Raw genomic sequence first — 19,445 nt, forward strand, 5'->3', positions numbered from 1 at the left:
AAAACAAGAACGCATTAATCTCAGAAATTTAAAGGGGATCGTGATGAGTTTAAAAATGCTATGCGTAGTATCGCTGACGGTTGTATGGTTTACTGCTTCTGTCGTACATGCTCAAAAGAGTAACTCTCCAGCAGACAATCCGAACGCTATCGATCAAATGACTAAAGAGCTAGGTCTTAATGAAACTCAGCGAAGCAAGATTCAAGTCATTCTTAATACAGAAAAAAAGAAAGTTGAAGCTGTTTTCAATGAGGAAAGAAAGAAGTTGCGGTCAATTCAGGAAGAAACTCGATCAAACTTGAAAGCGGTTTTGACGTCCGAGCAAATGGAAAAGCTTGAAAATAAAATGCGCCAGGAAAGCAGTAAAAATAATCCTCAGAAAAAATAGCACTTAATTAGTTTTATATGCGGTCGGATCGGTTATATTCGCAGCCTTGAATCCTCTCTTGCGAATCCGACAGGAGTCACAACCACCACAGGCTCGTCCCGTTTTATCTGCCTGATAGCAAGAAACGGTGAGGCCATAATCAACTCCTAAGGCAAGTCCCATGTGAATTATCTCTTTTTTGGACAAAAGTATAAGCGGCGCGTGTATGGTTAGCCGCCTACCTTCAATCCCAGCTTTAGTTGCAAGATTGGCCATATTCTCGAAGGCCTGAATGTACTCCGCGCGGCAATCGGGATAACCAGAATAGTCGATTGCATTTACACCCACGAAAATATCCTGGCAATCCAGTGTTTCTGCCCATGCCAATGCCAGTGATAACATGATGGTATTTCTGGCGGGCACGTAAGTAACTGGAATATTGGGACTCTCTTCCAAGATTGGCACTTCAATGGATTGATCTGTAAGCGCAGATCCGCCAAATAGAGTCAGATCGACTTTGATCGTCTGATGCGCATGCGAACCCAAAGATTGCGCGACTTTTTGCGCAGCATTTAATTCTGCGTAATGGCGCTGACCATAATCGATACTCAATGCATAACACTGGAAGCCCTGATCGCGTGCAATTGCCAATGTGGTTGCAGAATCCAATCCTCCCGAAAGCAGTACAACTGCTTTTCTTTTGGTTTGATTTTCATGTTTCATCGTCCCGGCCCTTCCCCCCAAAGCAATTTATGCATTTGAAGCTGCATTCTGACGGGTAATTGATCGCGCAATATCCAAGATGCCAACGTCGCAGGATTCAGACTGCCATAAACCGGCGAGAACAAGATCGGACATACTTGTGATAGGTGCCTCTGATGAATAATTTCTCGCGCCCATTGATAATCCGGTTCATCACAAAGTACAAACTTGATTTCGTCCTTTTGTGTCAGATGGATAAGATTTTCCCAGTTATTCTTGGCGGCTTCACCCGAGCCCGGTGTTTTGATGTCCATGACTTTACACACGCCACGATCTACCTGCGATAAATCCAATGCACCGCTGGTTTCGAGTGACACAGAATACTCTGCATCGCAGAGCGCGGTGAGCAGAACCAAGCAGGACTTTTGGGCTAGTGGTTCTCCACCTGTTACTGTGACGTATTTCGTTTTGTAGCATGCGATCCGATTCAAGATTTCTACGATTGAAATGTTTTCACCGCCGGTAAACGCATAAGCGGTATCACAATATCCACAACGTAAAGGACAGCCCGTCAGACGTACGAAAACTGTCGGTAATCCAACCCGACTTGTTTCACCTTGTAACGAAAAGAAAATTTCACTGACACGCAAGGTTGTTGTTTCTAACGCTTGCAACATTACTAATTACCTGAAGGAAAAAAACGGACTCTACTACTTTGTGACGATTGCGGCAAACGGCAATTGATGATTAGGTTCTTGAATTTTGGACTTACCTGATGTGAGCCAGGCGTTGCTTGGCTTTTATTGCAGCTTCACTTTGCGGGTAGGTTGTCAGTAAATTCTCCAGAGTTTGCCTGCTTGCATTTCGGTCACCCATTTCAAGCTGACTGGTGGCAATATTAAGCAAGGCATCCGGTACTTTACCACTATCAGGATATTTGCTGATCAATCTTTTTTGCGCATCGATCGCTAATTGATAATCGCGCATTGCGTAGCGTGCATTTCCAATCCAGTATGCAGCGCCAGGTGCTAAACTGGATTGGGGGTAATTTCCCATAAAGCTTTCAAATTGCGCGATAGCATTCGCATATTCACCATTCCTAAACGAATCATAGGCTTCCTTATAAGCAGCATTTTCTGCCGGACCAGGCGGTGTCAATTCATTAGCAACAAAGGAGCCAGTATCCAAAGTTCTAGGTGAAACCGCTTCTTCAGCCGATAACGATTCCGGCGTTATTTCATCAGTTCGTGGCGCGAATGCATGTTCCTCGGATGGCGGTGCTGCCATGCTACGAGGAGACCCCTGAGGTTCAGAATGAGAGGAAGGCGTCTGGTGACCGGGTTGCTCGATCTGACGAAGCCGATTATCCAGATCGATATAAAAATCCCGTTGCCGTTTCTGTAACAGCGCATTATCGTTACTGAGCATTTCTATTTGACCATTTAATTTTCCCAGTTCAAGCCCTAGCGTTTCAACCTGGGTATAAAGTTCCAGTAATGCCTGGCTATTCAGCGCTTGATCCATCTTGGCAATACGCGCTTCCATTTCCTTAACCTGCTTGCGCAATGCGTCAATTTGTTCGCGAGCTTCGCTATCACCAAAAAATGAGGCATAACTGACATTGCAACTCAGTAATAACAATAGAAAGAAAGCGCGTATCAGCATGGTTATTCGCCTCGGTATAGAATATCGGTGCGGCGGTTTTGACTCCAGGTCGACTCACCGTGCCCCAGTGCACGTGGCTTTTCTTCACCCAGACTAACCGACTCAATCTGTACGTCTTGTGCGCCTGATAAGATCATCATATTTTTAACACTATCGGCACGGCGCTGACCTAAAGCCAGATTGTATTCACGGCTGCCACGGTCATCCGTATTCCCTTGCAGGATTACGCTGGCAGCGGGATTGTCACGCAGGAATCTAGCATGCGATAGCACTAGTTCTCTATATTCACTGGATACTGTATAACTATCATAATCATAGAAAACGCTTCGTTGTGACAAAATGCTGTTGGGATCATTTAATTGGCTGAAATAACTGGGTCTTCCTGAGTCGGATCCCATCAAATCACTGCCACCTAGGCCATTCCCGTTACCTGCACCTGCTGTGAGATCATCAACTTCAGGTTGTGTTGTTTGACTGGCGCATGCGGATAACAGAACGATCAATGCAATGCTTAATAACTTTCGCATTTATTACTCCTTTAAGATTAAAAAACTAAGACATTACTTCCATTTTGGCAAAGGACCCCAGGCAGGTTCCCGAATATCACCCGTTTGTACTGAAAGATGCTGCCGAGTCTGTCCATCTCTCGAAACAGCGGATAATATACCATGCCCATTTATTTCAGTTGCATACAAGATCATTTTGCCATTGGGTGCGAAACTAGGTGATTCGTCAAATTTTGAGCTGGTTAGAATTTCCACCTGACGTGAGCCAATTTCTTGAACAGCTACATTGAACTGATTATTGTTGCGATGAATAAAAGTGAAGCTTTTGCCATCCTGACTATAATCGGGACTGACATTGTAGTTACCTTCAAAAGTAAGACGCTCGGCATTGCTAGACTCAACAGCGGTTACCGGCAGGCGGTAAATTTGAGGACTACCACCGCGATCGGAGGTAAATAGAATGTGCCGCCCGTCCGGAGAAAAGTTAGGTTCTGTATCAATACCGGAACTTCTGCTCAATCTTTGCAAGCCACTGCCATCGGTATTAATCAGAAATATTTGCGATCCACCTTGACCCGTCAGAACAACTGCCAGTTTTCTTCCGTCCGGAGACCAGGCCGGCGCACTATTGCTGCCTTTAAAACTGGCAACTGCTCTGCGTTCACGAGTTGACAATGTTTGAATGTACACAACCGGTTTTTTGTTCTCAAAAGATACATAAGCCAATTGATTTCCATCTGGCGACCATGCGGGTGAAATAATCGGTTCCGTATATTCGATGATGGATTGCGCATTATGGCCATCGGCATCGGCAACTTGTAATGCGTATCTATTGCCACGTTTCAACACATAGGCGATACGTGTACTAAATACCCCAACGTCACCAGTCAGTGCTTCATAGATAACATCCGCAATGCGATGCGCTGCTGACCGTAATTGTGTGGTTGGAACGGTAATGGCCAGACCGGCTAATTGCGATTTCTTGGCAATATCCATTACCCGAAACTGAATTTCCACCTGATCGCCGGACAAATGCGCAACGCGGCCGATAACAAGTGCATTAACTCCACGATTGGCCCAATCCGCGTAAACTACTTCCACAGGCGCATGGGGGGATGAGCCTGCGGGATCAATCAATCGGAACAATCCAGTACGTTGCAAATCAGCGCTGATAATTGGTGTGATACTTTGTTGAAGTTTATTTTCCTCCGCAAAAGGTACGATAGTAATCGGGATACGGGATGCGCCGCCACCAAAAATTTCGATATTCAGCTGCGCATGAAGTGAGGAATTGATGAGCCATAGAAGCAAAAACAACACAACGCGAGTTGATTTAAACCAATAAATTGACATAAGCATTTAATTTTCAGTAAGCGTTAAATTTTTAACTGATTATAACAATCATTCACGATAATGCACTTTAATATTCAGGCTGCGAAATTCATTAAACAGCGCAGGATCAGGGGGTAGTGGCAATGGTTTTGACAAAAAGATTGCGCGTTCTACCGCATTGTCGAAAGCAACGTGCCCGCTACTCTTGCTCAATCTGACATCGAGAATGTCGCCACCGGGTAGCAATGTAACGCTGAATTCAGCGATAGGGTTACCCGGCAAATCAGGTGGCATCACGATTCTGCTTCTGATTTTGGCGAGTATCAGGGCCTTATATTTCGAAATTTCATTCGTTACCTGATTCCTTGCTGCTGCTGCTTGCTGCGCAGCGCGTTGTGCTTCGGCTTCTCGTTGTGCCTTTGCTGCTTGTTCACGTTGTCTCTGTGCGTCCAGCTCTTTTTGTTTTTGTATCTCTTTTTGTTTCTCCAATTCCTTTTGTAGCGCCAATTCTTTCTGCTTTTCCAACTCTTGTTGTTTCTCTGATTCTTTTTTCTTCTCCAACTCTTGTTGTTTTTCTAATTCTTTTTTCTTCTCCAGTTCCTTTTGTTTGTCGAGCTCTTTTAATCTTTCCTGTTCTTTTTTCTTTTGCTGTTCCAGATCCGGCTTGGTCTCTTTGACGGGTTCTGGTTTCTGTTGCATTGCAATGTCAGGTTTTTTGACAGGCGGCGTCACAGCTGCTTGCTGTTGTGGCGGCTTAGGTGGATCAGGCTTAACAGGCTCCGGTTTTTTTATCTCTGGCTTTGCGGGCTCTTGTGCGGGCTTGGTTTGTTTTGACGGTGGCTTAGTTTTCACTGGTTCTTGAAGAGGCTTGGGCAACTCAGTCCAGATATCGACCACCATTCCTTCGGGTGGGTGATCCTTCCAATTCAAACCAAAAACCAATAACGCAATAAACACAAGATGTACCAGCACAGCTAGCACACCTGCCAATAATATTCTCGGTTCGGAATACGATGAATTGCGTAAAACGCTTACACTCATTACAAATTGTTCATTTCTGTTGCGCCAGCAAACCCACTTTCTGCACTTGATTCTGCTGCAGAACATCCATTACTTTGATGACTTCTTCATATCGTACGTTTTTGTCAGCTGCAATCACTACCGGTTGTTCAGCATTTTGTGCTTGTTTCTGTTTTATGGCTTCAATCAACTGATTCTGATCAACTTTCTGCTCTGCTGAGGATTTGGCGCGATCGCGCAAGGTAAGGCTTCCATCTGCTTGAATGATTACTTCCAGAGGTATAGCCGGTGCTGCCAACGATTTGCCAATCTGCGGTAACTCTATTTGCCCATGATTGATCATGGGTGCTGTAATCATAAAAATGATTAGCAATACCAGCATCACATCAATGTAGGGTACTACATTGATTTCATTCATTAGTCGACGTTTGGCACGACGCGCCATAAGATCCTCTTATATCAATTTATCCGGCTGCTCGCCGTTGCAATACATTGGATAGTTCTTCCATGAAACTTTCAAACCGGGTAGCCAGTTGATCGGTGTTGCTGGCATAGCGGTTATATGCAACCACTGCTGGAATAGCTGCAAATAATCCCATCGCTGTTGCAATTAGAGCTTCTGCAATTCCTGGAGCAACATGCGCAATGGTAGCTTGGGTAACGCTGGAGAGACTGCGAAAAGAATTCATGATGCCCCATACAGTGCCTAACAAGCCGATGTAAGGACTGACTGAGCCAACGGTAGCCAGAAATGACAAGTGTGACTCCAGATAATCCATTTCCCGTTGATAAGTGGCACGCATGGCTCTACGAGTGCTTTCCATTATCGCATCAAGATCAGAGCCAGTAGAGTGCTTGTTAAACTCACCAAAACCAGCGGCAAAGATTCGTTCCAGACTTCCAGAATCATAACGCGCACTTGTTATTCTTTGATGCAGCGCATGCAGATCTACTCCACGCCAGAAAACATCCTCAAAGTCATCTGTTTTCTTTATTTCATTGCGGATAACAAACAATTTACGAAAAATATACCACCAGGAAAAAAATGAAATCAATACCAGAATCAACATTACCAGTTGTACCAGTACGCTGGCGCTACTAATCAGATGAAGAAATGACATATCTTGCGTTACTGTTGTGCTCATGCGGGCTTCCCAATTTTTTCACGAAGAGATGCAGGAATACTCATAGGTTTGAGTTTTTCTGCATCGACACACACCACATGAATTGTGGCGTTTACTAATTTGATATGACTGCACAAAACTTCCTGAAATAGTGTGATGCGACTTCTGCCAACTTCCTGGACTGCTACTGTGATAGCAAGCAAATCATCCAATACCGCTGGCTTGAAATACTCTATCTCAACTGAACGTATCATGAATAAGACGTTAGACGCTGCAACCAAAGTGTTGGCATTAAATCCAAGTTCTCTAAGCCATTCATAGCGTGCTCGCTCCATGAAGTTCAGGTAGGTCGAATGATATACTACTCCACCCGCATCTGTATCCTGGTAATAGACACGAACCGGAAGTGAAAAATAATTGGTTAACATATTCGCGGATGACGCTAAGCCTTATTCTGCTAATCGTACATCATTGGCAGGGAAAACTCCTGTTGATAGATAACGATCTCCTCGGTCACAAGCGATAAAAACTATGACTGCGTTTTCAACCTGATTGGATACTTTAAGTGCTGCCACTAGCGCACCGCCTGATGAAATGCCCGCAAAAATTCCCTCTTCACGTGCTAATCTCCGCGTCATATCCTCGGCCTCATGCTGGGAAACATAAATCATTTGATCGACGCGTTTCGTGTCGAAAATTTTAGGTAAATAGGCTGGAGACCATTTACGAATGCCGGGTATTTGCGCTCCTTCTTCAGGTTGTACACCGATTATTTTAATGGATGTTTGCTGTTCCTTGAAAAATTTTGAACAGCCCATGATTGTACCTGTAGTTCCCATGCTACTGACAAAATGGGTGATTTTTCCTTGTGTATCGCGCCAAATTTCTGGTGCTGTGCCTTCATAATGCGCGCGTGGATTATCCGGATTTGCAAATTGATCCAGAATGATGCCTTGATTCTCGTCGCGCATTTTTTCGGCCAAATCCCGAGCTTGTTCCATGCCGCCGGATTTCGGTGTCAAAATAATTTTGGCACCGTAAGCGCTCATGGACTGTCGTCGTTCAATGCTCAAATTTTCCGGCATGATCAATATCATGCGATATCCCATCACGGCGGCAGCCATCGCCAAAGCAATCCCAGTATTGCCACTGGTAGCTTCAATCAGTGTATCACCCGGCTTGATTTCGCCGCGTTGTTGCGCATGCGAGATCATCGACAATGCGGGTCGATCTTTGACTGATCCAGCAGGATTATTGCCTTCGAGCTTGACAAGAATAGTGTTGGAGGTTGTTCCGGGTAAATGCTTGAGACTCACTAAGGGCGTATTACCAACAAAATTTTCAATCGTTTTGTGCATGATACAAACTTTATCATAGATACCTTAAATTATCGCATAAGCTAACAGCATTGAGACATAGTAATCGCGTAAATAAAAACCCTCTCTGAATAATCTTCAGAGAGGGTTAATTAATCCACTACAAAAACTACTCCTGTTTGGCCGGAGTTTCTGTAACTTTTTCACCCTCTACGGTAACTGCATCGCGAAGTTGCTTGATAATCCCTTGACCAATACCGCTTACCTTTGCTAAATCATCAACGGAAGCAAAGTTGCCGCTTTTCTCGCGATGTTCAATGATCGCTTTAGCTTTAGCAGGGCCAATTCCTTGTAGGGTTTCAAGCTCAGCTTGCGAAGCTGTATTGATATTGACAGCTGCAAATGCAGTGCCAGTTAACAAGAATACCAGAGCCATCAGTAGAAACCATTTCTGCATAATATCTCCTATATCAAAACAAATACTGATGCATACAATAAAACAAGTGCTTCAGTTTTTGAGGATTAAAAAAATACCTGCATGCATAAACTGCTATGCACACAAGTGAAAGTGATATCGGATTTCGCAGAAATTAGTTTAGGCTTAAATTGGCTAAATGATATTAACTAGTTCATTAAGAAGAAATATAATTAATCAAGCATTGCGGAAACGTGAGTGCTTGACAAGCAAAATTGTGATCAGTGGTAAAACAAATCCAATGATCGTGACAGTAATCAGTAACTGACCCAGTTCGCTATAATCGGCCGGAATGGTTACTTGGCCGGAAACAGTATCTTTCACTTCACGTTTCACTTGGTAAATCTGGTTTAGATACTTGGTTCCGAGTTGCGAAGCCGAAAGTGCCAAGTTGGTGAATGAGGCCATCACGGCAAAAAAAGTAGCTTTGAGTTTTTCCGGTGCTGAGTTGGCAATCCAGGCCAGCATTGGGATCATGGCAATCTGGCCTAACGGCGATTCCAGTGCGGTATCAATCAATGCAATGAAACGGGCATCGACTACTCCGCCAGTCATTGCTGCTGTCCATTGATGCAGGCCAAAATACATGCCAATGATCGGTAATGAGAGAAATGTTCCTACGATAGTAAGAAAACCGATGATATAGGCAATCGATCGCTCAGCCATGAAACGGCGGAAAATGAACATGCCAAATAGAGTTAACGTGGCACCCACCAATGACAAAATAGCAAGAAATTGTTGGTCAAAACCCAGTTCATCAATCATCCACCAGGTAGAACCTGCACCGGGTCCAGGGATGGCGCGAAATATGAATATCAACACAGCGGTGCCAACTAACACGTTGCGGGCCTCAGGTTCAAGCTCACCGGTTAATCGCCACATCAAAAATATGACAATTACCATGGAAATGACAAAAATGATTTCCTCACTACCGGGTGCGCGGCTCAGGCCAACGCTCAGCGATATGATTGTAAAGGCCAATCCACCGCCCAGAATCCACCAGTTTATAGCTGGTGGCTCAGAATGCATATTGAGTAACAAATCGACTTCCTGACGGCTATGTCCCAGTGCGAGAAAGCGCTTGCGTTCGCGGCGATGTAACCAGGATGCAAAAACAACACCAAAAATTGAAATAAGCGGAATAATCAAAGCTAGTTCATATACTAATAAATACACCGCTTCTTTTTCTGCCTCCGGCAATGACCCAGCATCGCGGAGTAAAAAAACATTGGCAACGGATACCAGCACACCGCCACCGATAATGGCGACACGTCCAAGGGTTTGCATCGTGACATGCATCAGTTTTCGCTTTTCTAAATCCAGCTTATTGCCATTCTCATCGACGCGAGGTACTGCTTCAACGGTCATGGCATCAGCGACCACATCCTGTAAAACATAACCGATAGGAGCCAGTAGAGCTGATGTTACATACCAGGTCTCAATTGAAGCCATAGCGACCATGGCTTCAGTATGCCCAAGTAACCCTATCATGATCAGCAGGCTCAGCATGATCAAACTGGCGCCAAAATATACCAACAAGCCTTTCCACCGCCAGATCAAATCAACCAAATGTCCCATTGGCATTTTTAGTGCCCACGGCAACATCATCCAAAATCCCAGCATGGCCAGAAATTCGGCTGAAAGTCCGAGTTTTTCTTTGACGTAAAATGTGCCAACAATCGCTGTCATACCGGAGATACCGGCGGCAACATATACCATCAGCGGTGGCAAATATGACAACCGCATTTCACGACCTAAGGCAAGAATATTGGCACTAAACCATTGCGATATTACGGATAAAAAGCCATTTGTCAGTAAAAGATTCTTCATAAATTTGAAATTGCTCTAATTCTTGATCGCGATCACTTTTGTTTTGGCCTTATGCCCACTTGTACTGGAAAAGATTTCTCTTGCTTATTACGAATGACTGTGACGTTTACTGTCTCGCCAGGTGACAATGAAGCTACGCGATTGAGCATTTCCGAGGAATTCTTAAGTGATGTACCCTCAATTGCAATCAATATATCGCCTGGTTTTAAACCGGCTTTGTCGGCCGGACCGTCTTTGAGAATACTGGCTATCAAAGCACCCGATGGGTTATCCAAATTAAATGACTCTGCCAGTTCCGTTGTCAGATCTTGCATGCTGACGCCTAGCCAGCCACGGATTACGCTACCAGATTGAATGATCTGCTCCATAATTTGCTTGGCAATATGGATCGGAATCGCAAAGCCGATGCCGAGCGAACCGCCGCTGCGCGAATAAATCGCAGTGTTGATTCCTATGAGGTTACCTGCCGTATCGGTCAATGCTCCACCTGAGTTGCCAGGATTAATCGCTGCATCGGTTTGAATGAAATCTTCAAAGGTATTAATTCCTACCCGACTCCTGCTTAGTGCGCCAACAATTCCCATAGTAACGCTTTGACCGACGGCAAAGGGATTGCCGACAGCTAGCACGACGTCACCCACTTTAACTTGTTGTGACTGGCCAAACGTTATGGCAGGTAAATCTTTTAAGTTTATTTTCAGAACCGCCAAATCTGTTTCTGGGTCCGAGCCAATTAAGCGGGCTTTGGCTTTTCTGCCATCAACCAGGGCAACTTCAACTTCGTCTGCGGTTTCGACGACATGGTGGTTGGTCAATATATAGCCATTAGGACTGACAATGACTCCTGAACCCAGACTTGATGCACGTCGTGGCCTGGATTCCAATTGGTCGCCAAAAAATCTGCGAAACATAGGATCGTTCATCAAAGCATGAGCAGGTTCTTTGATTTCTTTGCTGGTAAAAATATTGACCACAGATGGCATGGCAATTTCAGCCGCTTTGGCATAGCTGTCCGGTCTTTCTGACGTAACCGCAGGTGTGGCTTCTTTCACGGTTACGATCTCACCTCGTGGTTTCCAGGAGAGTAAATCTGGTCGCAATGTAGATACGACGAAAAAAATAGCCAGCAATACTGTCGCAGTTTGTGCAAAAATTAACCAAAGTCTGTACATCAAAGTGAGTTACTCCACAATAAAATAGTCGTAGCGATGAATGTGTTGCATGTAGTATAAGAGCCAAGGAGGAAATCAATGTATCGAGATGAACTGGAAAATCATCTAAATCAATTACTGGATATACCCCGCTTTCAAGATTATTGCCCAAATGGTCTGCAAGTGGAAGGGCGTTGCGAGATTCATACCGTTGTCAGTGGTGTAACCGCTTCGCTTGATCTTTTGCAGGCGGCGCTGGAAGCCAAGGCAGATGCCGTTTTGGTTCATCATGGTTATTTTTGGCGTGGTGAAGATATGCGAATCACTGGTATAAAAAAACGCCGTATCGCTTTGCTGATGAATCATCAGATCAATTTATTTGCCTATCATTTACCGCTAGATGCGCACTCGCAATTTGGCAATAATGCGCAATTAGGGAAAAAATTAGGGTTTGTTGAAAATGGTCGTTTTGGTGGGCAGGATATCATGATGCAAGGAGAACTGAAAGTATCCATGAGTTTGGCAGCACTGGGCGACCAAATATCGCAAACCTTGTTGCGCAGACCGATGATAATCGGTGATCCTGATAAAACCATACAACGTATAGCCTGGTGTACCGGTTCCGCACAAAATTATTTTGACGCGGCGATACTGCAAAATGTAGATGCTTATTTAACAGGTGAAATTTCGGAACAGAATGTTCATGCTGCACGCGAATCGGGTGTTGCATTTATCGCCGCGGGGCATCATGCAACAGAACGCTATGGTGTACAAGCATTGGGTAATCACATTGCGCAGGAATTTGGAATACAACATCAATTTATTGATATTGAGAATCCCGTGTGATGGATGAAAATGACCTCGAAAACCTAATGAGCTAATTCTGATGCTGGCTTTTTATTTATCTTTGTTTTCATCATCTTTCTTTTTTTTACCCGAAAACATGGTCCACCAGATAATAAAAAGAAATAAACTCAATGCCACACCTGCTTCGACTATTAGTAACCACATAATATAAGACTATCCCATAATTGAATTGAACCGTCACTTTAACCAAAATCAGATGAAAAACCAATTAAGTTTTGTCCTTATTACTTCTTTTCTGTGGTTGACTGCATGCACCACTGGAAGCATCAGTCCGACGCCGCCACCGACACAGTCTGATGAAAGTGTAGTGCCGTCTCAGTTGCCTGAGAAGACGTTGGCAAAGTCTATACATAAGCGCGTTCAATGGTCTGCATTGACCGGTTGGAGCAGTGATGATCTACTTCCGGCATGGCAGGCTTTTATGCAAAGTTGTAGGGTTTTAAGCAAACAACTCATGTGGCAAGAAAATTGCAGAATTGCCGCATCACTGCAGCATCCCAGCAATTCAACGATAAAATATTTTTTTGAAACTCATTTCATCCCTTATCAGATTATTAATACCGATAATACCGCGGAAGGTTTGATTACAGGCTACTATGAGCCTTTGCTGAAAGGAAGCCGAACATCCTCAAAACAATATCGTTTCCCAATTTATGCTGCTCCTGATGAGTTGTTGACCATCGAATTAGGCGAAGCCTACCCAGAGCTTAAAGATCTACGTTTGCGCGGACGTCTGAATGGCCGCAAAGTGGTGCCCTACTACAGCCGAGCGGAAATTATGAATAATCCAAAATTATTGGATGGGTATGAGCTTTTTTGGGTGGAAGACGAGGTTGAATTATTTTTTCTGCATGTGCAGGGTTCCGGGAGAATTGTATTTGACAATGGCGAGGTGATGAAAATAGGCTTTGCTGATCAGAATGGCTACCCTTATAACTCGATTGGTAAGCTTTTGGTGCAACGTGGTGAACTGCCTTTAGAACAAGCATCCATGCAAGGTATCAAACAATGGGGGCGGCAAAATCCGAGTAAATTGGCGGAATTGTTGCAGAAAAATGCACGTTACGTGTTTTTTCGCGAACTGCCATCCGATTTATCAGGCCCCATCGGTGCTTTGGGCGTTCCATTGACTGCAGGCAGAAGTATCGCCATCGATCCACTTTCAATCCCGCAGGGTGTGCCGGTGTTTCTGTCAACTACTTGGCCCAATACGAATAAGCCTTTGAATCGGCTCATGATAGCACAAGACGTCGGAGGTGCGATTAAAGGTGGAGTGCGCGCTGATTTCTTTTGGGGTTTTGGGCATGAGGCTGGGAATCAGGCAGGTAAAATGAAGCAGGCGGGAAATATGTGGATATTGATGCCGAAGGAATATCAACCCGTTGTACTTACGCAGCAATAAAAAGCCTGCTGCAATTTATCAGCAAGCTTTTTAGCTATGTAAATTTTATTTTTCTTTGCTTGCGTTTTCCAGCTTTTCCTCAATAGCTGCGACAGGAATCATTCCTCCGACGATCGAGCCATCAGAAAAAATTAAGGTTGGCGTACCTGAAACTTTATTTTCACGACCTGATTTTACCAGTGTTTCCAGAGGCGTTTCGCAGTCTTTATCTGCTGGTGTGGTTCCTTTCAGCATAAAATCCTCCCAAGCCTTGATTTGATTTTCAGAGCACCAGATTTTCTTTGATAATTCCATCGAGCCATTAAGCACCGGATAAAGCAGGTTATAAACAGTAACATTTGTGATGTTGATCAATTCTTTTTCCAATTGCTTACAGTATGGGCAATTGGGGTCCGTATAAACTGCCAGTTTCCGCTTGCCATTACCCTTGACTGCTTTGATAGCATGTTGCAGAGGCAGTGTGTCGAATGGCACTCGCCTTGCCGATTTGATTTCTTCGATACGCTCATTGGTCATGCTAGCGCGGGTTTTGGTATCGATGACATGACCAAAAAAGAAATAATTTGCTTTATCATCGGAATAGAATAGTTCATCGCCTATAACGATTTCGTATAACCCTGAAAAAGGTGTCTTCTTTAGACTGTCAATTTTTTGACCTTCGAAATGTGATTGAACGGCCTTCTTAACAGCTTCTTCATCGGCCCATAGCGTTCCGGAAAAAAAACTTAATGATAGGATCGAAATGAAAAGCTTTAAGTGTATAGTCATGACAACTCCTGTTTAAAAAGAAATTTAATTCAAAGCGTGCCGCATCAATTGGTTTTTAATCAATGGCAGATGATTGGTTATTTCAAGCCCTAAATTGCGTATGCGGGCTAATGTCGGATTGGGATTGTTGAATAATTTCTGCAACCCATCCGTTACCAATTCCAGTGCCAGAATATCTTCCTTGCGAGCCAGTTCATAACGCCGCAACAACATATAACTGCCGCAATCTGTCAGTCTGTTTTGCGTATTCAGAATTGCCGCGAGTTCTCGCGTGTCACGTAATCCAAGATTGACACCCTGACCAGCCAGCGGATGGATACCATGCGCAGCATCGCCAATTAGCACTAGACGAGGCTTAGCCAATTTTTTTACATGAACATAGTTCAATGGAAAACCTACTGGCGGTGTAATCAACTGCAAGGCACCCAGAACACGTGAAGAAGCTTCTTCCACTTGTTGACAGAGTTCTTTTGCAGGCAAGTTACGTAAGAACTTTGCATGCTCCTCCGTGGTAGACCAAACCATTGATACTCGTTTATCTGGTAGCGGAAGTAATGCCAGTACACCATCTCGTCTGAACCATTGATGAGCAATCTGACGGTGTGATAGTTCCGTGTTGAAATTAGCTACTACGCCAATCTGATTGTAGCCATGTTGCGACACATCTATCTCTGCTTGTTTACGTACCCATGAATTTACGCCATCTGCACCCACAACCAATGCAGTTTCAAGCTGACTGCCGTCAGCCAGATGGACATTGACATGCGTATCTTGCCAGATGATTGCGGTACATTTTGCAGGACAGAATATTTGAATATTTGAATTTGAAGATTTAAGCGTTTGCCAAACAGCTGATTGCAATTGGCGGTTTTCAGCAATGAATGCCAATTCGGATAAACCAATCTCATACGCGCTGAAGTTAATGTGTGCTGTATTGTCATCGCCAAATACCGCCATCTCATAAACTGGCGCTACCCGGTCAATTTCCATCAACTGCCACGCGCCCAGTTGTTGCAGGAAAGCGGCGCTGCCCGGGCTTATCGCATACACCCGGCTATCCCAGCTCTCATCTTGCGCTACCGGTACGGATTCATGTGGTTCAATTAATGCTATTTTCAGGCCGCTATCCTTTAAAGCAGTAACCAAACTTGCACCGACGAGTCCACCGCCAATCACTATAATATCGAATTTCATGGAATTGATTATACAACTGGTTTGTTAAGGACAGGTAACACAAACTTCATCTGCGCCGAAAGTGAATATTGTTGGTTGACCGAATCATTCGACAACCGTGCGTTATGAGTTGATCAAATTAATGTTATCAACAGACACCGAAAGCATCGGTAAACATTACCCAATTCCATGAAAATACGCATAAACCCTTGTCATGTCACATATTTGATCTTGACAAGCCACCTCCTCAAGGGCAGAATGCGGCCCTTGTGTTTTAAGCGCGTGGCGAATTAGCTCAGTGGTTAGAGCAGCGGAATCATAATCCGTTGGTCCCCAGTTCGAATCTGGGATTCGCTACCATCTTTATGGACAAGGATTGGTTTGGCGGCTAATATTTTTTAGGGCTTGCCATCAAGGGTAATTTTTCTACATGGTTATCAGCACAGCCATTTCTTTTTTCTCCTGTTTTTATTCCTATTCAGTACAACTTGCCTTCATATATAGGTAGTAAGAATGTTATGGCTAAAAATAACATGCTTCTGCTTATTTACTTTCGACAGTGGAATGAATGCGCTATAGTGAAACTTTTGGCTCAGAAGTTACGATAGAATCGTAATGGACAGGATTTCAGTACATTCATTTGTGCCGAAACTATCAAGCTATGAGCATCAATGATTGTGATTCGGCGATTAATTTAAAAAAAGTTAATAGGGTGCATTTGGCTTGAAATCCGAATCAGACGCATAAAGGGAAATCATGGTAAATTGGTTTAAAGACAATTCGTTATCTATTGGAAAAACTCCATTGGTGCGACTGAATCGTGTAATTGACGATGCATCAGCAATCGTGCTGGGAAAAATTGAAGGACGTAATCCGGCGTATTCGGTTAAGTGTCGCATTGGTGTCGCGATGATTGACGATGCTGAGCGCAGAGGATTATTGGGACCTGGGAAAGAAATTGTTGAGCCCACTAGCGGTAATACTGGGATCGCGCTGGCTTTTGTAGCAGCCGCGCGAGGAATTCCATTGACTTTGACGATGCCTGAAACGATGAGTCTGGAGCGGCGTAAATTACTGATCGCTTTGGGCGCCAAGCTAGAATTAACCGAAGGTGCACACGGAATGAATGGCGCTTTGGCGAAGGCGGAAGAGATTGTCGCCTCTGATCCGGACCGGTATGTGTTGCTGCATCAGTTCAAGAACCCAGCTAATCCGGAAATTCATGAAAAAACCACAGGACCGGAAATATGGAGTGATACTGATGGTGCTGTCGATATTTTTGTAGCTGGCGTGGGTACAGGTGGTACGATTACCGGCGTTTCTCGTTATATCAAACACACCAAAGGTAAAGCTATTACTTCGGTGGCGGTTGAGCCCACTGCGAGCCCCGTATTGTCACAAAAGCGTACTGGAGTTTCATTGAAGCCTGGACCGCATAAAATTCAGGGTATTGGCGCTGGTTTTGTGCCCGATAATCTGGATCTTTCGCTAGTGGACGAAATCGAGCAAGTTACCAATGAAGAGGCGATACTATATGCGCGACGCTTAGCGAGTGAGGAGGGCATTCTCGCTGGTATTTCCTGCGGTGCGGCCGTGGCGGCTGCAGTACGTCATGCTAAGCTTCCTCAGAATGTGGGGAAAACTATCGTAGTAATATTGCCTGATTCCGCTGAGCGTTATCTGAGCAGTATTCTTTTTGAAGGTATGTATGATGCACAAGGTTTGACATCATAGTGAACACTAACAAGCGAACACGTGATCTTTTATTGCGTACTACGCATCTGGATGTAGATAGTATCGTTGCTGAGTTGCGAGCAATTCGTATAGCCTCATTGGAAAGTCGCAACCGACATGATCGCCCGCCCAGACTACCGTCACGCAGGATGCTGGCGAGTGTTGCAGAGGGCCTGAGTGCAGCTATGTTTCCGAATCGGCTGGGTTCATCCGAGTTGGCTGATGAGGGAATCGATCATTATGTTGGACATACGCTGAATATGACATTGCGCGAGTTAATGGTGCAGATTCAGCATGAGTTGCACTATAACTCTGGTTTGGAAGTTCTTGGCGATGAGGATCGTGCACAATCGGTAGCGATTACACAGGCGTTTGCAAAACGCTTGCCGGAGGTCCGACGTTTGCTGGAAACTGATATTAAGGCAGCGTATGAAGGCGATCCGGCAGCGCGGAATGTGGATGAAGTACTGGTTTGTTACCCTGGTATCATGGCGATTACGCATTATCGGTTGGGGCATGTTTTGCATGGTTTAGGGGTGCCTCTGATTGCGCGAATGTTTTCGGAAATTGCGCATTCGGTCACCGGTATTGAAATTCATCCGGGCGCACAGATTGGTGGCAGTTTCTTCATTGATCATGGAACTGGGGTGGTGATTGGAGAGACTGCGATCATTGGAAAAAATGTTCGGTTGTATCAGGCGGTTACGCTTGGCGCGAAACGTTTTCCGGTGGATGAGAATGGGACCCTGGTGAAAGGCAATTTGCGCCACCCCATTGTGGAAGATGACGTGGTGATTTATGCCGGTGCTACAATTTTGGGACGAATTACCATAGGACGAGGCTCGACGATTGGCGGTAATGTATGGCTGACACGGAGTGTGCCACCGGGCAGTAATATTTCTCAGGCGCAGATGCGTCATGAGGTATTTGAGGGTGGTGCCGGAATTTAATTAATTGTTGCTCATTTTTTCCTCTAGGGATCATATGACTGTGAACAAAGTAATTCTCACATTGGACGATGCCAAGAAAATGGCGGCGGGCGCGGAATCGGAAGCAATGCGGAACGAATGGCCGGTTGTTATTGCAATTGTCGATGATGGTGGTCATTTGCTTTATTTGCAACGTCTGGACTATGCGCAATATGGCAGTATCAATGTGGCGATTGAAAAAGCGCGTGCAGCGATTGCCTTTCGCCGCCCGACCAAGATATGGGAAGACAATATTGCAGAAGGGCAATTGCGCTATCTGAATTTGCCAGGCACCTTGCCGATTGAAGGCGGACTGCCGATTATTGTTAACAATCAATTTGTCGGTGCAATCGGCGTCAGCGGCGTAAGATCTTTCCAAGATGCCCAGATAGCTCAGGCTGGAATCGATGCATTATTATCTTAATTTTCTTTCTAAGAACTTGCAAAGGATCTCTTGAGTTTTGTACTAACATAAACTTTCATCGACCTCCTCAGAATTCGAGCAGTTCTGAAAAAATTTCTAACTATGCCTGTCCGCGTCTGGCTGGGTCAAGTAAATGAGGGTGGCAGCAGTAATCATTACTAAACGAAATGCAGCTTGTTGACCATTGGCTACTTCCGATTGCCACATTAAAAACCATTCTCCACCAATTGCCATAAATCCGGTAAACCACAGGAAGAAACCGAGAGTGAGTCCGAGTATCGCCATGCTTTTTGCTTGATTAAAAGATGATGGGTTTCTGATGTTCTGGCACAAACGCAAGCCACCCAGCCAACATAGCCCAGCGATCAGTATTTCAGTAACAATGATCAGTCCATAAGCTGCATGATGCAGAAAAGGGGATTCGATTGCTCGCCAGCGTCCCTGGTTATCAGGAAAAGTCGTATCCATCAACAGAACATGTACGGTAATGAAGAAATTTGAGTTGTAATCGGTGAGATTATTGAATACTACCAGCGATGCGTACAACGCAAAAGACAATACCATCACAATTTTTGACAATCGCGTATACATGGTAATTAAAGCAAGTACGCAAGTTTAAAC

General features: G+C 44.6%; 22 protein-coding genes and 1 tRNA gene. 7 read left to right on the forward strand and 16 right to left on the reverse strand.

The features are described from left to right. Positions 1-43 precede the first annotated feature (43 nt). Positions 44-388 carry a Spy/CpxP family protein refolding chaperone gene (locus tag C7H79_RS07195; protein ID WP_106706616.1) on the forward strand — a complete coding sequence of 115 codons (345 nt, stop codon included), beginning with the start codon at positions 44-46 and terminating at the stop codon, positions 386-388. A gap of 3 nt (positions 389-391) precedes the next feature. Here C7H79_RS07195 and queC read toward each other — a convergent pair whose 3' ends face one another. From queC to C7H79_RS07260, 13 genes are all read right to left on the reverse strand, one after another. Then, positions 392-1,090 carry a 7-cyano-7-deazaguanine synthase QueC gene (gene queC, locus C7H79_RS07200; RefSeq protein ID WP_106706617.1) on the reverse strand — a complete coding sequence of 233 codons (699 nt, stop codon included), beginning with the start codon at positions 1,088-1,090 and terminating at the stop codon, positions 392-394. Beyond that, positions 1,087-1,746 (reverse strand): 7-carboxy-7-deazaguanine synthase QueE, encoded by a 660-nt coding sequence (queE, locus tag C7H79_RS07205; RefSeq protein ID WP_106706618.1) that lies wholly within the window; start codon positions 1,744-1,746, stop codon positions 1,087-1,089. Before queE ends, queC begins: the two co-directional genes overlap by 4 nt. Positions 1,747-1,837: 91 nt before the next feature. After that, positions 1,838-2,734, reverse strand: a complete 897-nt coding sequence (gene ybgF / locus C7H79_RS07210) for a tol-pal system protein YbgF (protein WP_106706619.1) — start codon at positions 2,732-2,734, stop codon at positions 1,838-1,840. Positions 2,735-2,736: 2 nt separating this feature from the next. Beyond that, entirely contained in the window at positions 2,737-3,261 is a 525-nt protein-coding gene (pal, locus tag C7H79_RS07215; RefSeq protein ID WP_106706620.1) for a peptidoglycan-associated lipoprotein Pal, read from the reverse strand. Between the two features lie 33 nt (positions 3,262-3,294). After that, positions 3,295-4,593: a Tol-Pal system beta propeller repeat protein TolB gene (tolB, locus tag C7H79_RS07220; protein ID WP_106706660.1), complete on the reverse strand. Its 1,299-nt coding sequence runs from the start codon at positions 4,591-4,593 to the stop codon at positions 3,295-3,297. Positions 4,594-4,641: 48 nt separating this feature from the next. Next, the gene (tolA, locus tag C7H79_RS07225; RefSeq protein ID WP_106706621.1) at positions 4,642-5,613 is read right to left on the reverse strand and encodes a cell envelope integrity protein TolA; all 972 of its coding nucleotides are present in this window, start codon (positions 5,611-5,613) and stop codon (positions 4,642-4,644) included. Between the two features lie 10 nt (positions 5,614-5,623). Beyond that, positions 5,624-6,037 (reverse strand): protein TolR, encoded by a 414-nt coding sequence (gene tolR, locus C7H79_RS07230; RefSeq protein WP_106706622.1) that lies wholly within the window; start codon positions 6,035-6,037, stop codon positions 5,624-5,626. A 19-nt stretch (positions 6,038-6,056) separates the two neighbouring features. Beyond that, positions 6,057-6,737, reverse strand: coding sequence for a protein TolQ (gene tolQ, locus C7H79_RS07235; protein ID WP_106706623.1), 681 nt, complete (start codon positions 6,735-6,737; stop codon positions 6,057-6,059). Next, positions 6,734-7,144 (reverse strand): tol-pal system-associated acyl-CoA thioesterase, encoded by a 411-nt coding sequence (ybgC, locus tag C7H79_RS07240; protein ID WP_106706624.1) that lies wholly within the window; start codon positions 7,142-7,144, stop codon positions 6,734-6,736. Before ybgC ends, tolQ begins: the two co-directional genes overlap by 4 nt. 21 nt (positions 7,145-7,165) lie before the next feature. Further along, complete coding sequence (gene cysM / locus C7H79_RS07245; protein WP_106706625.1) at positions 7,166-8,074, reverse strand: cysteine synthase CysM; 909 nt, start codon at positions 8,072-8,074, stop codon at positions 7,166-7,168. A 127-nt stretch (positions 8,075-8,201) separates the two neighbouring features. After that, complete coding sequence (locus C7H79_RS07250; protein WP_106706626.1) at positions 8,202-8,489, reverse strand: ComEA family DNA-binding protein; 288 nt, start codon at positions 8,487-8,489, stop codon at positions 8,202-8,204. A gap of 195 nt (positions 8,490-8,684) precedes the next feature. After that, positions 8,685-10,337: an MFS transporter gene (locus C7H79_RS07255; protein ID WP_106706627.1), complete on the reverse strand. Its 1,653-nt coding sequence runs from the start codon at positions 10,335-10,337 to the stop codon at positions 8,685-8,687. Positions 10,338-10,369: 32 nt separating this feature from the next. After that, positions 10,370-11,509, reverse strand: a complete 1,140-nt coding sequence (locus tag C7H79_RS07260) for a Do family serine endopeptidase (RefSeq protein ID WP_106706628.1) — start codon at positions 11,507-11,509, stop codon at positions 10,370-10,372. 78 nt (positions 11,510-11,587) lie between these two features. Between C7H79_RS07260 and C7H79_RS07265 the strand changes: the two genes are divergently transcribed. Further along, a complete protein-coding gene (locus C7H79_RS07265) occupies positions 11,588-12,334 on the forward strand; it encodes a Nif3-like dinuclear metal center hexameric protein (protein WP_106706629.1) in 747 nt (248 codons plus the stop codon). A 217-nt stretch (positions 12,335-12,551) separates the two neighbouring features. Beyond that, positions 12,552-13,757 carry a murein transglycosylase A gene (gene mltA, locus C7H79_RS07270; RefSeq protein ID WP_106706630.1) on the forward strand — a complete coding sequence of 402 codons (1,206 nt, stop codon included), beginning with the start codon at positions 12,552-12,554 and terminating at the stop codon, positions 13,755-13,757. 45 nt (positions 13,758-13,802) lie between these two features. Here mltA and C7H79_RS07275 read toward each other — a convergent pair whose 3' ends face one another. Both C7H79_RS07275 and C7H79_RS07280 read right to left on the reverse strand, forming a co-directional pair. Next, positions 13,803-14,525, reverse strand: a complete 723-nt coding sequence (locus C7H79_RS07275; RefSeq protein ID WP_106706631.1) for a DsbC family protein — start codon at positions 14,523-14,525, stop codon at positions 13,803-13,805. A gap of 24 nt (positions 14,526-14,549) precedes the next feature. Further along, a complete protein-coding gene (locus tag C7H79_RS07280) occupies positions 14,550-15,719 on the reverse strand; it encodes a UbiH/UbiF family hydroxylase (RefSeq protein WP_106706632.1) in 1,170 nt (389 codons plus the stop codon). Between the two features lie 263 nt (positions 15,720-15,982). Here C7H79_RS07280 and C7H79_RS07285 point away from each other — a divergent pair. From C7H79_RS07285 to C7H79_RS07300, 4 genes are all read left to right on the forward strand, one after another. Further along, a tRNA-Met gene (locus tag C7H79_RS07285) sits at positions 15,983-16,058 on the forward strand. Between the two features lie 396 nt (positions 16,059-16,454). Beyond that, positions 16,455-17,432, forward strand: coding sequence for a cysteine synthase A (gene cysK, locus C7H79_RS07290; RefSeq protein WP_106706633.1), 978 nt, complete (start codon positions 16,455-16,457; stop codon positions 17,430-17,432). Continuing rightward, complete coding sequence (gene epsC, locus C7H79_RS07295; protein ID WP_106706634.1) at positions 17,432-18,382, forward strand: serine O-acetyltransferase EpsC; 951 nt, start codon at positions 17,432-17,434, stop codon at positions 18,380-18,382. The genes cysK and epsC overlap by 1 nt, the downstream gene beginning before the upstream one ends. A 34-nt stretch (positions 18,383-18,416) precedes the next feature. Continuing rightward, positions 18,417-18,824 (forward strand): GlcG/HbpS family heme-binding protein, encoded by a 408-nt coding sequence (locus tag C7H79_RS07300; protein WP_106706635.1) that lies wholly within the window; start codon positions 18,417-18,419, stop codon positions 18,822-18,824. Positions 18,825-18,920: 96 nt separating this feature from the next. Here C7H79_RS07300 and C7H79_RS07305 read toward each other — a convergent pair whose 3' ends face one another. Further along, on the reverse strand, positions 18,921-19,415 hold the full coding sequence (locus C7H79_RS07305) for a DUF2165 family protein (RefSeq protein WP_106706636.1): 495 nt from the start codon (positions 19,413-19,415) through the stop codon (positions 18,921-18,923). Positions 19,416-19,445 lie beyond the last annotated feature (30 nt).

It is taken from the genome of Nitrosomonas supralitoralis, from assembly GCF_003011925.2.
Classification (GTDB): domain Bacteria; phylum Pseudomonadota; class Gammaproteobacteria; order Burkholderiales; family Nitrosomonadaceae; genus Nitrosomonas; species Nitrosomonas supralitoralis.

Coding starts and splice junctions, on each gene's coding strand:
- C7H79_RS07260 (WP_106706628.1), bottom strand. CDS start 11,509: ATGTACAGACTTTGGTTAATTTTTGCACAAACTGCGACAGTATTGCTG.
- cysK (WP_106706633.1), top strand. CDS start 16,455: ATGGTAAATTGGTTTAAAGACAATTCGTTATCTATTGGAAAAACTCCA.
- C7H79_RS07300 (WP_106706635.1), top strand. CDS start 18,417: ATGACTGTGAACAAAGTAATTCTCACATTGGACGATGCCAAGAAAATG.
- queE (WP_106706618.1), bottom strand. CDS start 1,746: ATGTTGCAAGCGTTAGAAACAACAACCTTGCGTGTCAGTGAAATTTTC.
- cysM (WP_106706625.1), bottom strand. CDS start 8,074: ATGCACAAAACGATTGAAAATTTTGTTGGTAATACGCCCTTAGTGAGT.
- pal (WP_106706620.1), bottom strand. CDS start 3,261: ATGCGAAAGTTATTAAGCATTGCATTGATCGTTCTGTTATCCGCATGC.
- tolR (WP_106706622.1), bottom strand. CDS start 6,037: ATGGCGCGTCGTGCCAAACGTCGACTAATGAATGAAATCAATGTAGTA.
- tolA (WP_106706621.1), bottom strand. CDS start 5,613: ATGAGTGTAAGCGTTTTACGCAATTCATCGTATTCCGAACCGAGAATA.
- tolB (WP_106706660.1), bottom strand. CDS start 4,593: ATGTCAATTTATTGGTTTAAATCAACTCGCGTTGTGTTGTTTTTGCTT.
- C7H79_RS07255 (WP_106706627.1), bottom strand. CDS start 10,337: ATGAAGAATCTTTTACTGACAAATGGCTTTTTATCCGTAATATCGCAA.
- queC (WP_106706617.1), bottom strand. CDS start 1,090: ATGAAACATGAAAATCAAACCAAAAGAAAAGCAGTTGTACTGCTTTCG.
- mltA (WP_106706630.1), top strand. CDS start 12,552: ATGAAAAACCAATTAAGTTTTGTCCTTATTACTTCTTTTCTGTGGTTG.
- C7H79_RS07280 (WP_106706632.1), bottom strand. CDS start 15,719: ATGAAATTCGATATTATAGTGATTGGCGGTGGACTCGTCGGTGCAAGT.
- ybgF (WP_106706619.1), bottom strand. CDS start 2,734: ATGCTGATACGCGCTTTCTTTCTATTGTTATTACTGAGTTGCAATGTC.
- C7H79_RS07305 (WP_106706636.1), bottom strand. CDS start 19,415: ATGTATACGCGATTGTCAAAAATTGTGATGGTATTGTCTTTTGCGTTG.
- tolQ (WP_106706623.1), bottom strand. CDS start 6,737: ATGAGCACAACAGTAACGCAAGATATGTCATTTCTTCATCTGATTAGT.
- C7H79_RS07265 (WP_106706629.1), top strand. CDS start 11,588: ATGTATCGAGATGAACTGGAAAATCATCTAAATCAATTACTGGATATA.
- ybgC (WP_106706624.1), bottom strand. CDS start 7,144: ATGTTAACCAATTATTTTTCACTTCCGGTTCGTGTCTATTACCAGGAT.
- C7H79_RS07195 (WP_106706616.1), top strand. CDS start 44: ATGAGTTTAAAAATGCTATGCGTAGTATCGCTGACGGTTGTATGGTTT.
- C7H79_RS07250 (WP_106706626.1), bottom strand. CDS start 8,489: ATGCAGAAATGGTTTCTACTGATGGCTCTGGTATTCTTGTTAACTGGC.
- C7H79_RS07275 (WP_106706631.1), bottom strand. CDS start 14,525: ATGACTATACACTTAAAGCTTTTCATTTCGATCCTATCATTAAGTTTT.